Annotated in this window: 12 protein-coding genes and 2 pseudogenes; 6 read left to right on the forward strand and 8 right to left on the reverse strand. The window is 67.5% G+C overall.

Annotated elements, in window-relative coordinates; all coding sequences use genetic code 11:
- Window positions 1-68: 68 nt before the first annotated feature.
- The 3 genes from FAZ11_RS08350 to FAZ11_RS08360 all read right to left on the reverse strand — a co-directional run bounded on the left by FAZ11_RS08350 (window position 69) and on the right by FAZ11_RS08360 (window position 2,436).
- On the reverse strand, window positions 69-734 hold the full coding sequence (locus tag FAZ11_RS08350) for a glycoside hydrolase family 65 protein (RefSeq protein WP_137279554.1): 666 nt from the start codon (window positions 732-734) through the stop codon (window positions 69-71).
- Window positions 731-1,690: a PfkB family carbohydrate kinase gene (locus tag FAZ11_RS08355; RefSeq protein WP_058768361.1), complete on the reverse strand. Its 960-nt coding sequence runs from the start codon at window positions 1,688-1,690 to the stop codon at window positions 731-733. The genes FAZ11_RS08350 and FAZ11_RS08355 overlap by 4 nt, the downstream gene beginning before the upstream one ends.
- A gap of 74 nt (window positions 1,691-1,764) precedes the next feature.
- Window positions 1,765-2,436, reverse strand: coding sequence for a DUF2238 domain-containing protein (locus FAZ11_RS08360; RefSeq protein ID WP_081319926.1), 672 nt, complete (start codon window positions 2,434-2,436; stop codon window positions 1,765-1,767).
- Between the two features lie 222 nt (window positions 2,437-2,658).
- On the opposite strand from FAZ11_RS08360, the gene FAZ11_RS08365 reads away from it, so the two are divergent.
- Window positions 2,659-3,921, forward strand: coding sequence for a cytochrome P450 (locus tag FAZ11_RS08365; protein ID WP_058768362.1), 1,263 nt, complete (start codon window positions 2,659-2,661; stop codon window positions 3,919-3,921).
- Here FAZ11_RS08365 and FAZ11_RS08370 read toward each other — a convergent pair.
- The 3 genes from FAZ11_RS08370 to speB all read right to left on the reverse strand — a co-directional run bounded on the left by FAZ11_RS08370 (window position 3,918) and on the right by speB (window position 8,167).
- Window positions 3,918-5,534, reverse strand: a complete 1,617-nt coding sequence (locus FAZ11_RS08370) for a 5-guanidino-2-oxopentanoate decarboxylase (protein WP_058768363.1) — start codon at window positions 5,532-5,534, stop codon at window positions 3,918-3,920. The genes FAZ11_RS08365 and FAZ11_RS08370 overlap by 4 nt on opposite strands.
- A 24-nt stretch (window positions 5,535-5,558) precedes the next feature.
- Entirely contained in the window at window positions 5,559-7,061 is a 1,503-nt protein-coding gene (locus FAZ11_RS08375; protein WP_058768364.1) for a purine-cytosine permease family protein, read from the reverse strand.
- A 155-nt stretch (window positions 7,062-7,216) separates the two neighbouring features.
- The gene (gene speB / locus FAZ11_RS08380) at window positions 7,217-8,167 is read right to left on the reverse strand and encodes an agmatinase (protein ID WP_058768365.1); all 951 of its coding nucleotides are present in this window, start codon (window positions 8,165-8,167) and stop codon (window positions 7,217-7,219) included.
- Between the two features lie 135 nt (window positions 8,168-8,302).
- Here speB and FAZ11_RS08385 point away from each other — a divergent pair, with 135 nt between their 5' ends.
- From FAZ11_RS08385 to FAZ11_RS24760, 5 genes and pseudogenes are all read left to right on the forward strand, one after another.
- On the forward strand, window positions 8,303-9,202 hold the full coding sequence (locus FAZ11_RS08385) for a LysR family transcriptional regulator (protein ID WP_058762912.1): 900 nt from the start codon (window positions 8,303-8,305) through the stop codon (window positions 9,200-9,202).
- Between the two features lie 108 nt (window positions 9,203-9,310).
- Window positions 9,311-9,592 (forward strand): annotated as a pseudogene (locus FAZ11_RS25420) (PAS domain-containing protein); the annotation flags it as partial.
- 285 nt (window positions 9,593-9,877) lie between these two features.
- Window positions 9,878-10,876 (forward strand): annotated as a pseudogene (locus FAZ11_RS25425) (methyl-accepting chemotaxis protein); the annotation flags it as partial.
- Window positions 10,877-10,938: 62 nt separating this feature from the next.
- Window positions 10,939-11,583, forward strand: a complete 645-nt coding sequence (locus tag FAZ11_RS08395; protein WP_058768367.1) for a tRNA-uridine aminocarboxypropyltransferase — start codon at window positions 10,939-10,941, stop codon at window positions 11,581-11,583.
- Between the two features lie 23 nt (window positions 11,584-11,606).
- Window positions 11,607-11,783, forward strand: coding sequence for a hypothetical protein (locus tag FAZ11_RS24760; RefSeq protein WP_167371439.1), 177 nt, complete (start codon window positions 11,607-11,609; stop codon window positions 11,781-11,783).
- A gap of 66 nt (window positions 11,784-11,849) precedes the next feature.
- On the opposite strand, the gene FAZ11_RS08400 is transcribed toward FAZ11_RS24760, so the two are convergent.
- Both FAZ11_RS08400 and FAZ11_RS08405 read right to left on the reverse strand, forming a co-directional pair.
- Window positions 11,850-12,248, reverse strand: a complete 399-nt coding sequence (locus FAZ11_RS08400) for a YbaN family protein (RefSeq protein WP_058767339.1) — start codon at window positions 12,246-12,248, stop codon at window positions 11,850-11,852.
- Between the two features lie 3 nt (window positions 12,249-12,251).
- Window positions 12,252-12,836 carry a UPF0149 family protein gene (locus FAZ11_RS08405; RefSeq protein WP_058762037.1) on the reverse strand — a complete coding sequence of 195 codons (585 nt, stop codon included), beginning with the start codon at window positions 12,834-12,836 and terminating at the stop codon, window positions 12,252-12,254.
- Window positions 12,837-12,959: the final 123 nt, after the last annotated feature.

The raw sequence follows: 12,959 nt of genomic DNA on the forward strand, positions 1-12,959 counted from the left end.
GTGCTGCAGTCTTGGTCCCTGTTCACTGGCCTCCCAGTCCAACGAGAGATTGCTCAGCAGCAGGGTCGCTATGCAGGCTTCACCGCGACCGGCCGGGGGGCGACCCGGACGGCGGCGCCCGTGGTGCGGGTCAGCTGTTGCCGAAGGATCAGGCGGCGACCCTCGTAAGCCGCATTGCGCTCGATCAGGGCATTTTCCACCCCGGCATCCAGGGTGGCGCGCTGGCGCAAGTCCGCGGCAGGTCCGAGATTGCACAGTGTCCAGCGCAGCACGATCAACCGAGGATCGGCCGCGCTGACGAAGCGTCTTTCGTTGACGGCAAGCGCCAGGCCGTCCAGCCTCACCTCGAAGTCACGGATCAGGCAGGCCGTCTGCAGGTCCAGCGCGTAGTGGTAGTTCAGCGGTGGTTGGCGTCGGGGATCGTACCAATGCTGAGCACTGCCCAGATTCAGTCCCAAGGGGTCCGGCAAGCGGATCAGGGCGGACAGCCGCGCCTCGGATAGCCGCACCTCGGATAGCCGCACCTCGGTATCGGCGACCTGGCGCGGGGAGCGATCGTACCAGCCAGCATGGTAGAGACCGGGGTAATTGGTGCCGTCAGGCGCCAGGGTCGACAGTTCCGGCAGCGCGCCGCGCAGGGAGAGCCTGCCGTTGGCCAGGGTGAAGAGCGCCTCGCGGCGGCGTTCGTCCCGGGGGTCGAAACGGTCGAAGCTCAGCTGGCCGGCAGGGCTCATTCGGGGATCTCCAGGGCCTGCCAGCGTTCGGCGAGGCGCTCGGCCAGGGCCAGCACCTCGGTGCGCCCGGCATAGGCTTCCTGGGAGCCGGCACCGGTCACCGCCAGGCTGGCCGCCGCGGTGGCCCAGGCGGCGGCTTCTCGCGGCGGGCGTCCTTCCAATAGGCCGATGGCGAACACCCCGGTGAAGGCATCGCCAGCACCGGTCGAATCCACGGGGTCCACCGGCTCGGGCGGCAGGTGCCAGAGTCGTTCGCCCTCGGCCAACACGCAGCCGCCGTCGGCCAGCTTGATGCAGACCAGCGGGGTACCTCTTTGCTGAAGGCAGCGGGCGGCGCGGCCCAGGCTGGGTAGATCGTCGAGTCGTTCGTCGAGCAGCCCGGCGGCTTCTTCTTCGTTGGGCGTCAGCGCCGTGATCCGGTCCGCCAGGTCCGCGGGCAGGCGACCGGGGAAGGAGGGATCGACCACCACGGCGAGTCCGCGGGCGGCGGCGGTTTCGATGGCCTGCCGGACGATCGCGCGGGGAATCTCGCAGTCCAGCACTAGCATGGCGTCGGCGGGTGCGGTCGTCAGTCGCTGCTGCAACGCCTGGCGCGAGGCGTCGTCCCAGCGGTCGTTGGCGTTGTTGGCGAGCACGATGCGTTTCTTGCCGCTGGGCGGCACCAGGATCATCGAGACGGCGGTGGCGGAACCGGCAGCGCGGGTCACCCCGGCCAGCGCCACCCCGGCGCGCCGCAGCGGCTCCAGGGCCTGCGCGGCCAGCTCATCGTCGCCCACCCGCCCCAGCAGCAGACTCCGATGGCCGAAGCGCGCGGCGAGATAGGCGGTGTTGGCCGCCTTGCCGCCGGGGCGACGCTGGAAGTCGTCGGCCAACAGGGTCTCGGCGCTATCCAGATTCCGGGTGGTGCGGACCTGGAAATCGGCATTGATGCTGCCTAGGGAAATCAGAAAAGCCACGCTGATGACCTCGCGTATAGCGGTATCCTTCGGCTTCGCCGCCGACGGTCGCGCGGACCGCCCGCGACGCCCGGTTAGCGACCTCGGGAGGCGTGCGGGCCCGACGCCGCACCGTGCCTGCCTGCCATCAGCGCCAGCAGCGCCCCCAAGGCGGCCAGCGCCATGTCCTTTTGCGCATCCCAGAAGTCGTCCTGCGCACCGACGATGTCGGCGCCGTGGAAATAGTCCCCGCCCACCCATTCCATGAGTTCGTAAGTGGCCGACGAGGCCAGGATGAATTCCAAGGCCAGGTAGGAGGCGCGCCAGCCGTGCAGGCCGGTCAGCGCGACGATTACCTCCCGCCAGGGCCGGGCGAGCAGCAGCCCATAGGCGAAGTGGACCAGGCGGTCGAATTGGTTGCGCTCGAAACCCAGCGTCAGGTCCAGGCTGCGACCGGTCAGGCGCCGCCAGCCCGCGTCGTAAGGGACCTGGGCGTAACCGTAGTGAGCGCCGATTTCGTGCAGCGTGAGAAAGGCGCAAAGCGCCACGGCGGCGCCCGCGGAGAGCCGGAATCGGCGGTAGCCGGCCAGCAAGGCGGCCAACAGCGCCGCCACCAACAGGTTTTCCATGATCCAGGCCGTGCGATCCAGCGGCTGCCAACCCAGTGCCAGGGTGATCAGCAGGAACAGCCCTAGTAGCGCAAAATGCAGAAGACCGTTGGGCTTGCCATGGCCGGTGGCGGAATACGACGGGGTATCTGGCGGCAAACGAAGCCCTCGGTTGGAAATGGCAGGGCCGCGGAGGCGCGCCCCGGCGTGCCTCCGGTTGACCGGGGGAGTCGTGTGGACGTTCGAGCGCAGCGGTCGTTGCTTTTTTCGCCGGCCGCCTCGACCGGCGCCGCCCCTGGTTTTCCAAGCGCGACGGAGGCACTGGCGCCGCTTGCCGCGGGTCCCAAGCCCAAGACCTCACCCAGGCTCTGGAGCACCCTTATGTCTTTCGTTCCTCGCTGTGGACCTCTCGATTCGAGCTTGGCGCTGCTGCGCGAAGGCTATGCCTTCATCAGTAATCGCTGCGACCGCCTGGATAGCGATGTCTTCGCCACGCGCCTGCTCTTGCAGTCCACCCTGTGCCTGCGCGGCCCGGCGGCGGTGGAACTCTTCTATCGTGAAGACCGCTTCACGCGGGCGGATGCCGCGCCGCGGCAATTGCGCAGGACGCTGTTCGGCGAGGGCGGCGTTCAGGGTCTGGACGGCGCGGCCCATCGCCAGCGCAAGGCGGTATTCGTCGAGATCACCCGGCCGGCGCGGGTGGAAGCGCTGGTGGGCCGCGTGGAGCAGGAGTGGCGCGCCAGGCTGCCCGCCTGGCAGACCCAAGGTGAGATCGTGCTGCTGGACGAATTGCACCGGCTCTACACGCGGGCGGTCTGCGACTGGGCCGGAGTCCTTCTGGCCGCGGAAGAAGAAGGACGACGTTGCGCCGAACTGGTCGCCCTGATCGAAGGGGCGGGCAGTGCCGGCCTGGCCAACCTGGAGGCGCGCCGGGCGCGGTGGCGACTGGAGCTATGGCTTGCGGATCAGATCGAGCAGGCCCGCACCCAGCCGGCACCGGCCGGCAGCGCCCTGGAGTTGATCGCGAGTCACCGGGATGCCGATGGCCGGCACTTGCCGCCCCGGGTGGCGGCGGTGGAATTGCTCAATGTGCTGCGGCCGACGGTCGCGGTGGCGCGCTTTTCCACCTTTGCCGCCCTGGCCCTGTACAAGCAGCCGGCCTGGCGTGAACGGCTGCGGGCCGACCCCGCTGCCCGAGTACCTTTCGCTCAGGAAGTACGGCGTTTCTATGCCTTCTTTCCCTTCACCGTGGCGCGGGTGCGCGAGACCTTCGTCTGGCACGGTATCCGTTTTCCCCAGGGCGCCCGGGTGCTGCTGGATCTCTATGGCACCAATCGCGATCCGCGCAGTTGGGAGCGTCCCGAGGTGTTCGACCCCATGCGCTTTCTGAGCGGCGCGTCCACGGCCGCAGCCTTCGTCCCCCAGGGTGGGGGCGACGTGGCCCAGCAGCACCGCTGTCCGGGCGAGGGCATCGCGTTGGAGCTCATGACCTCCGCCCTGCGCCTGCTGCTGCACGACATGACCTACCAGGTACCGACCCAGGACCTGCGCATCGACCTGGCACGGATACCGATGCGTCCGGCCAGCGGCCTGATCCTGAGCGAGGTCCAGGCCGTGCAGCGAACCCGCAGCTCGGTCAGCTAGCCACCGCGGCAGGCCGGGGCGAAGGGCGGCTCTTCGCGCAGTTCGATCAGCAGCGGCAGATCGTTCGGCGCCTCGGCGAGCAGCGCCTGTAGATGATCCAGGTCCCGGGCGCGCTCGGCCGCGCAACCGAAGGCCCGCGCCAGGGCGATGAAGTCCGGGGTGACCAGGTCGACGCCCAGCGGCGTGATGTCCCGGCGCTCCATGTAGCGGCGGATCTCGCCGTAGCCGTGGTTGTTCCACAGCAGGATGACGATGCCGATCCGCGCCTCCACGGCGCTGGCCAGTTCGCTGAGGGTGAATAGCAGACCGCCGTCGCCGACCAGGCAGACCACCGGGCGCGCGGGATCGGCCAGCCGGGCACCCAAGGCCGCCGGCAGGCCATAGCCCAGGGTGCCGTAGCCGGTGGAGGCATTGAACCAGCGGCGCGGGCCGTCCAGCTCCACCAGGTGATTGCCGGCGTAGACGGTCTGGGTGGAATCGCCGACGTAGCGGGCGTCCGGCATGGCCGCCTGCAGCCGCTCGAACAGGGCGCGGAAGTGCGCCCAGCCGGCGAATTCCTCTATGAGTGCCGCCTGGACTGCGGCGGTGCGCTGGGCGCCTGGCCCGCTCGGGTCCAGTTCCCGCGCCGGCAGGCGTGCGAGCAGGCCGCGCAGCGCTGCCTGGGCATCGCCCACCAGGCCCAGCCAGGGCTGGTGGTTGGCTACCAGCATCCGTGGGTCGAGGTCGATGCGGATCAGGTCGCCGGTCAGCCGGAAGCCGCCGTCGAAGACCACGTCGTAGTCGGTCTCGCCCAGCTCGGTGCCGACCGCGAGGATGACGTCCGCCGCCTGTGCCAGCTCGCGCACCGGCGGCAGCGCCTGGTTGCTGCCCAGGGCCAGGGGATGGCCAGGCGGAAGCAGGCCCTTGGCATTGATGGTGGTGGCGGTGGGGGCATCCAGCGCCGCGGCCAGGGCGCGGACCTCGGCGGCTGCGCCTTGGCAGCCACCGCCGATCAGCAGCAGCGGCCGCTGTGCTTCCCGCAAGCGGGCCGCCGCGCGGTCGAGCAGGGCGGCTGCCGGTTCCGGGCGCGCCAGGCTAGGCCGCGGCGCCAGGGCCAGGTGGTCGGCCGGCGCGGTGATGACATCCAGCGGCAATTCCAGATGGATCGGTCGGGGCCGCTCGCCTTCGAACACGGCGAAGGCCCGGGCCAGCACCGCCGGCAGGCCATCCACGTCGAGCAGGGTATGGCTGAAGGCGGTCACCCCGGCGGTCAGGCTGCGCTGGTTGGGCAACTCGTGCAGATAGCCGGCGCCATGGCCGAGACGGGCGCGTTCGTTGACGCTGGAGATCACCAGCATGGGCACCGAATCGGCATAGGCCTGGGCCATGGCGGTGAGGATGTTGGTGAGCCCCGGTCCGCTGATGACGAAGCACACGCCGGGCCGGCCGCTGGCGCGGGCATAGCCGTCGGCCATGAAGCCGGCGCCTTGCTCATGGCGCGGGGTGATGTGGCGGATGCCGCTGTCCGGCAGGCCGCGGTAGAGCTCCACGGTATGCACGCCGGGAATGCCGAACACGGTGTCCACGCCCCAGGCGGCCAGTTGGCGGACCAGGAATTCACCACAGGTGGTCATGCAGGTCTTCTCCTCGCAGGATGGTCAGGCAGCGGAGGCACGTTCCAGGGAGACGTCAGCCAGGCGCCGCGGCCGCCGTGCCCCGGCCGGACCATAGACGGCGGCGGGCTCGGGAAACAGTTGGAGCAGTGCCAGATAGAGCAGGGCGGCGCTGCCGAGACTGAGCGGCAGGCTTAGGTCGATGCCGCCGACCAGTTCACCCAGGGGCCCGACGAACTGGCCGGGCAGATTGACGAAGGCCAGGCCGAGCAGGGCGCTGGGAATCCAGGCGCCCATGCCACGCCAATTCCAGCCACGGTGGAACCAGTAGCGCCCACCGCGCTCGCCGCGGGTGAATACCTGCAGATCGTCCGGGCAATAGAAGCCGCGACGCACCAGCAAGCCGAGGATCATGATCACCATCCAGGGGCTGGTGCAGGTCACGATCAGCACGGCGAAGGTGGAGACGCTCTGCACCAGGTTGAAGCTGAAGCGTCCGATGAAGATGAAGGCGATGGCCGCCAGGCCGATCAGCAGGGTCGCCCGCACCCGGGTCAGCAGGCGCGGCAGCACGCTGGAGAGATCCAGCCCGGTGCCATAGAGCGCCGTGGTGCCGGTGGAGAGGCCACCGATCACCGCCAGCAGGCACACGGGCAGGAAGTACCAGGTCGGGGCGATGGCCAGCAGCCCACCGACGTAGTTGTTCTGGGCGATGTAGTCGGGGGCGCGTACCGCCACCAGTGAGGCGGTGGCCAGGCCGAACAGGAAGGGGATGAGGGTGGCGGCCTGGGCCGCGATCACCGCCAGCAGAATGCGTAGGCGGGGCGTCTGCCTGGGGATGTAGCGCGACCAGTCGCCCAGAAAGGCGCCGAAGGACACCGGATTGCTCATGGCCACCAGGGCGGCGCCGACGAAGGCCGCCCAGAAGCCCGGCTGGCCCAGTTGCAGGGTGCCGGCATAGCCCGCATCGAAGCTGCCCATGAAGGCCGGGATGCCCAGCAGGAACAGCAGGCTGGCGCTGACCACGGCGATCTTGTTGACCCAGAGCATGAAGCGGAAGCCATAGAGGCACACCGTCAGCACCAGCACGGCGAACAGGCCATAGGCCAGGCCCAGGCTCAGGGCGTTTTCCGGTAGGCCAATCAGGCGCTGGGCCCCGCCCACCAAGGCATCGCCGGAGCTCCACACGGAGAGCGAAAAGAAGGCGATGGCGGTGAGCAAGGAGAGAAAGGAGCCGACGATGCGGCCATGGACGCCGAAGTGAGCGCCGGAGGAAACGGCATTGTTGGTGCCGTTGAGGGCACCGAACAAGCCCATGGGCGCCAGGATCAGCGCACCGCAAAGGACCCCGGCGACGATGGCCAGCACCCCGGCCTGGAACGACAAGCCGAACAGGATCGGAAAGCTGCCCAGCACGGCGGTGGCGAAGGTGTTGGCGCCGCCGAAGATCAGCCGAAAGAGGTCGAAGGGGGTGGCATGGCGTTCGTGATCGGGAATCTGCTCGACCCCGAAGGTCTCGACCCGGGTGATGCCGTCTTGCTGGTCCATGGATGACGCCTCGACACGGTTATACGCAGGTCAGACCCGCGCTCTTGTTGTCGGCGGACCAGAGGGTCCGCCGGGGTGTTCGGCAGTGAAACGAGTAGCGGGTGGGCGGCCATCATGGCGGGTCGCCGCACCTCGGAGGAATAGGCTCCTTGGCCTCAGCGGTAAGCCACCCCCGGCAGCACGCAGAGCATCTCGTAGAGCAGGTTGGCACCGAGCAGGGCGGTGTTGCCGGTGGTGTCGTAGGGCGGCGAGACCTCCACCAGGTCGCAACCCACCAGGTCGAGGCCACGACAACCGCGGATGATTTCCAAGGCCTGGATGGTGGTCAGGCCACCGATCTCCGGGGTACCGGTCCCCGGGGCCCAGGCCGGGTCGATGCTATCGATATCGTAAGACAGATACACCGGCCCGCCGCCGACCCGCTCGCGAACCTCGGCCATTAGCGGCGCCAGCGACTTATGCCAGCATTCCTCAGCTTGCACCACGCGGAAGCCCTGCTGGCGGCACCAGTCGAAGTCGTCGGCGGCGTAGCCCTGGGCACGCAGGCCGAGCTGCACCACCCGGTCGCAGTCCAGCAGATCTTCCTCCACGGCCCGGCGGAAGGTGGTGCCATGGGCGATCTTCTCGCCGAACATGTGCTCGTTGACATCCGCGTGGGCATCCACGTGCACCAGTCCGACCTTGCCGTACTTTTTCTTCACGGCGCGCAGGATGGGTAGCGTAAGGGTATGGTCGCCGCCGAGGGTTAGGGGGATGACGTCGTGCTCCAGCACCCGGTCGTAGTGCTCCTCGATCAACCGCACCGTATCCAGCAGGTTGAAGGTATTGATGGCCACGTCGCCCAGGTCGGCCACGCTCAGCGAATCGAAGGGGGCCGCGCCGGTGGCCATGTTGTAGGGGCGGATCATCACCGACTCGCTGCGGATCTGCCGTGGACCGAAACGGGTGCCCGAGCGCAGCGAGGTGCCGATGTCCAGCGGAATGCCGATGAAGGCGGCGTCCAGGCCGGCGGCGGAGGCGAGGTGGGGCAGCCGCAGCATGCTGGCGATGCCACCGAAGCGCGGCATCTCGTTGCCGCCCAGCGGCTGGTGCAGGATCTTTTCCACGGGACATCCTCATCGTTCTGATGCCCCGATTGTGCAAAGCCCACCTTAGTCGAAGAATCGGCCTCGACAAAAAATCACTTCAGAGATTTCTGAACTAATGGCTAGACTGCCCGGCCGTCCTTTCGGGAATCCGTCATGGCCAATGCCCTCCACGATATCCGCTTGCTCAAGCTGTTCGCCTGCGTGGTGCGCCACCAGGGCTTCGCCGCCGCCCAGCAGGAGCTGAATCTTTCCACCTCGGCCATCAGCACCTACATGAGCCAGCTGGAAGGCCAGCTCGGCGTCACTCTCTGCCATCGCGGCCGTGGTGGCTTCGCCCTCACCAGCAAGGGCGAACTCTTTCACCAGGAGACCCTGCGCATCCTCGGCGAGATCGAAGGTTTCGAGCGCTACGCCACCACCCTGAAGGGCGAGCTCAGCGGCACCTTGAACCTGGGCGTGCTCGACTCGGTTTCCAGCGAGCCGGCGCTGCCGCTCGCCGACGTGATCGGCAGCTACAGCCACGACTACCCCGGTGTGCACCTGCACCTGGCCGTCACCAGTCCCTACGAATTGCAGCTCGGGGTATTGGAAGGGCGCCTGGACCTCGCCGTCGGCGCCTTCTCCGCACGCATGAACGGGATCGTCTACCAGCCGCTGTATCGCGAGCAGCACTGGCTCTACTGCAGCGATCGCCACCCGCTGTTCCAGGAGCGGCGCGTGCCCGCCGAGGTCATCACCCGCCAGCGCATGGTGCGGCGGGGCTACTGGAGTCAGGCCGAGCTTGCCCGGCATGGCTTCAAGGAAAGCGCCGCCACCGTGGAAAGCATGGAAGCCCAGCTCATGCTCATTCTCTCCGGCGCCTACATCGGCTATCTGCCGGAGCACTATGTCCACGCCTGGGTCGACCAGGGGCGGCTCAAGGCCCTGCAGCCGGCGACCTTCGGCTACCAGGCGCCGTTTTCGCTGATCACCCGTCGGGGACGCGGAAAGGAGCCGCTCATCCAGAGTTTTCAGCGAATTCTTAAAGCCCAGATGCAGGACGCCGATAGTTAGTCTGACGATAGCCAAAGGGCGAACGTCATCACCTATGCAGGCATTTAGCCGCCATTAAGCCGGCTGAATCTGCATTGAGTAGATAACCAGACAAATAAGGCACCCGCGATGCGCAAGAATTTGCCGGTCACTCAGCAAGGCCGTACCTTCAAGGAAGAAGAGCGACTCATCTCCACCACCGATCTGCAGGGGAATATCACCTACTGCAACGAGGCCTTCATCGCCATCAGTGGTTACACCCGAGAGGAGTTGATCGGCAGTCCGCACAACCTGGTGCGCCATCCCGACATGCCGCCACCGGTGTTCGGCCACATGTGGGCGACCCTCAAGGAGGGCAAGCCGTGGATGGGCATCGTCAAGAATCGCTGCAAGAACGGCGACTTCTACTGGGTCAGCGCCTATGTCACCCCCATCCTGGAACAGGGCCGGGTAATCGGCTACGAATCCGTCCGCTCGCTGCCCAGTGCCGCCGAGATCCGTCGCGCCACCGAACTCTATGCCCGCCTCAACGCCGGCAAGGCGCCCGTGGCCCTGGGGCGCCGGCTGAGCGGCGCCGTGACGGCCTGCTGGTCTTCGCTGCTGGCCGGTGGCGTGGTCCTGGGTGGGCATTTCTTGCTGGACGATTCCATCCAGGCGGTCCTCATCGTGGCCGCCCTGGTGGGCGTCAGCACGCACCAGTTGCTGCGCCAGCGCAGCCATATCGAACGTATCCTCAGCGACCATCCCAAGCTGTTCTCCAGCGCCATCGTCGCGCCCACCTACAGTGACCAGGTCGGCGCGCCGGCCCGCCTGGACCTGGCCCTGCACAGCGAATCGGCACGCCTGCAGACCGCCCTGACGCGCCTGGCCGATGCCGGCGAGAGCGTGCGCCAGAAGGCACGCGAATCCTCCCAACTGGCCAAGTCCGAAGCCGAGTTGCTGGAGCAGCAGCGCCACGAGACCGACCAGTCCGCCGCCGCCATCACCCAGATGACCTCCACCATCCAGGAGGTGTCGCAGAACGTCCAGGAGACCGCCCAGGCGGCGGCCAACGCCGAAAGCCTGGTGCACTCCGGACGCGACAAGGCCGAAGAAAGCCTGACCTCCATGCGCGAACTCGGCGCGGCGGTCAGCGATATCGGCCAGGCCGTGGGTGAACTGGCCAATTCGACGCAGAGCATCGGCAGCGTCGCCGACGTCATCACCGCCATCGCCGAGCAGACCAACCTGCTGGCGCTCAACGCCGCCATCGAAGCGGCGCGGGCCGGGGAAGCCGGTCGCGGCTTCGCCGTGGTGGCCGACGAAGTCCGCTCCCTGGCCTCGCGGACCCGCGAATCCACCGAGCAGATCCACCAGATCATCGCCAACCTGCAGGCCAATGCCGACCGCGCCGTGGCCACCGCCAGCCGTGGCGAAGAGACCTCGCGGCAGAGCGAGCGGCATTCGGCGGCCGTGCGGGAATCCCTGCAGGGCATCAGCGAATCGGTCAGCCTCATCACCGCCATGAGCCAGCAGATGGCTACCGCCGTGGAAGAGCAGAGCCACGTCTCCGAAGACATCAATCGGCAGATCAGCCGTATCGCGGAGCTGTCCGACCATAGTTCGGCCCAGGCCCTGCGCGGTTCGGAACTCAGCCGCGAACTGGAAGGCATGGCCGACTATCTGCACGATCTCACCGCTCGCTTCAATCGCTGATTCGCCGGCTACCCGGCGGCGATCCGGTATGATCGCCGCCGTCATCCGCCGCGGAAGTCCCGATGTCCCGTCCCGCCTGTGCCCGTTGCCAGCGCCCCCTGTCGCTGTGCCTGTGCGCCCTGATTCCTCGCCTGGATAGCCGTACCCGGGTGCTGTTGCTGCAGCATCCCAGCGAGCGGCGCCATCCGCTCAATACCGCGCGGCTGGCCGCCCTGGGACTGATCAATGCCCAGTTGGAGATCGGTGAGGAATTTCCGGATCTCCCGCTCTGGCTCGACGGCCATCAACCCTGGCTGCTGTTCCCCGGCCCTGAGGCGATCACCGTGGATCAACTGCCACCTGCGCCGACTGCCGAGGCGAAACGGCTACTGGTGATCCCCGACGGCACCTGGCGCAAGGCCCGCCTGCTGCTGCACGCCAACCCGGTGCTGGCGGCCTTGCCCAGGGTCACCCTGCCACCTGGGCCGCCGTCGCGTTATCGGGTGCGCAAGGCGCCGGCGCCGGAGGCCCTGTCCACGGTGGAGGCGGTGGTCGCCGCATTGAACGTCCTCGAAGCCCCGGCCCGCTTCGAGGCCCTGCTAGCGCCCTTCGAGGCGCTCATCGACGGCCAGATCGCCGCCATGGGCGCGGAAACCTTTGCACGCAATCATGGCGGAGCAGCGCCGCAGGAGCAGGGAATTACCCGGCTCGTAGATGACTCTATCTAGGGAGTCAGCAGAGGAGTCTCGCCATGCCCAGCTACCACGTCCGCCAGGACGACGAATTCGAAAGCCTCCAGGTCTTCGCCACGCCCCGCGCCGGTGGCGAACCCGACCAGCCCGATCCAGCGCCCATCCAGCCCGGTGAGCCAGGCGAACCCACCATCCCCGACCAGCCGCCACCCACCCCCATGGCGGAAGCCGCCTGAGGCGAACCACGCAGGCAATGAAAAGGGGCGATCATCACTGATCGCCCCTTTTCATTGCCTGCGAAATTAACGCCGCGTCTTCTGCTTGAGCAGATAGATGGTCACCGCGCCGCAACTGACGAAGGCAGCCACCCGCGCCCAGACGTAGGGCACCAGCCAGCAGGAAAAGCCCACGCTGATCCACATGGCGACGATGGCGTAGACCTTGCCCTTGAGTGGAATGCCGTCGCCTTCCAGATAGGGTTTCACCCAGGGGCCGAGCCATCTGTGGTTGATCAACCACAGATAGAAACGCTCCGAACTGCGCATGAAGCAGGCGGCGGCCAGCAGCAGGAAGGGCGTGGTGGGCAGCAACGGCAGGAAGGCGCCGATGATGCCCAGGGCCACGCTGAGCCAGCCGAGGCCCAGCAACAGGTAGCGGACCCAGCCCTTCTTCTGGCGGGGTCTGGGGGCGGCTCCGTCCATCGCTCAGTGACGCGGCTTGAGCAGCGCCGGCTTTTCTTCCGGGGAGTGGCAGAGCAGGAACAACTGGGTCAGCAGCTCCGGGATCTGCACCATCATGTCGGCGACCAGACGGCGGTCCTGGGCGATTTCGGCGAATTCGGGTTGCTCGTCGAACAGGCCCGAACCGACCATGATCGGCAGCAGCAGCTCGCTGACTTCGTCTTCCGCATCCTCGAACCACACGGACTCGCGCAGGAACACGCCTTCCATGAAGCCAATGCACCAGCCGCGCAACTCGGAGTCGTCCGGCTCGGGGCCGAGGTCCAGCTCGCAGGGCAGGTCCAGCTCTTCATCGCTACCGAGGATGCGCAGGATATGGGCCTTGAGCTGCACCAGGGAGCGCTCGATGTCTTCCTGCTGGGCGGCATCGCGATACTGCGGCGGCTCGGCGAAGAGGGCATCGATCCATTCGCGTTCGGGCACCTCTTCCGGGCAGATGGACAGGGCGGTCAGGTAGCCATGGGCGGCTACGTAGTCGAGCGCTTCTTCGTGCAGATCGTCTGCATCGAGAAAATCGCGCAGACGGGTCAATTGTTCGGCGAAGGACATCGGCTACTACCTCGGAAAGGATTCGAAAGGGTGGAACGGCCGGAATTGTAGACGAGCGCCGGGATCACGTCGAACGCGCCGGCAAGTGGCCGGCCGGCGGAAAAGCACCGCCGCAGCGAGCTC

It is taken from the genome of Pseudomonas rhizoryzae, from assembly GCF_005250615.1.
GTDB classification, from domain to species: domain Bacteria; phylum Pseudomonadota; class Gammaproteobacteria; order Pseudomonadales; family Pseudomonadaceae; genus Chryseomonas; species Chryseomonas rhizoryzae.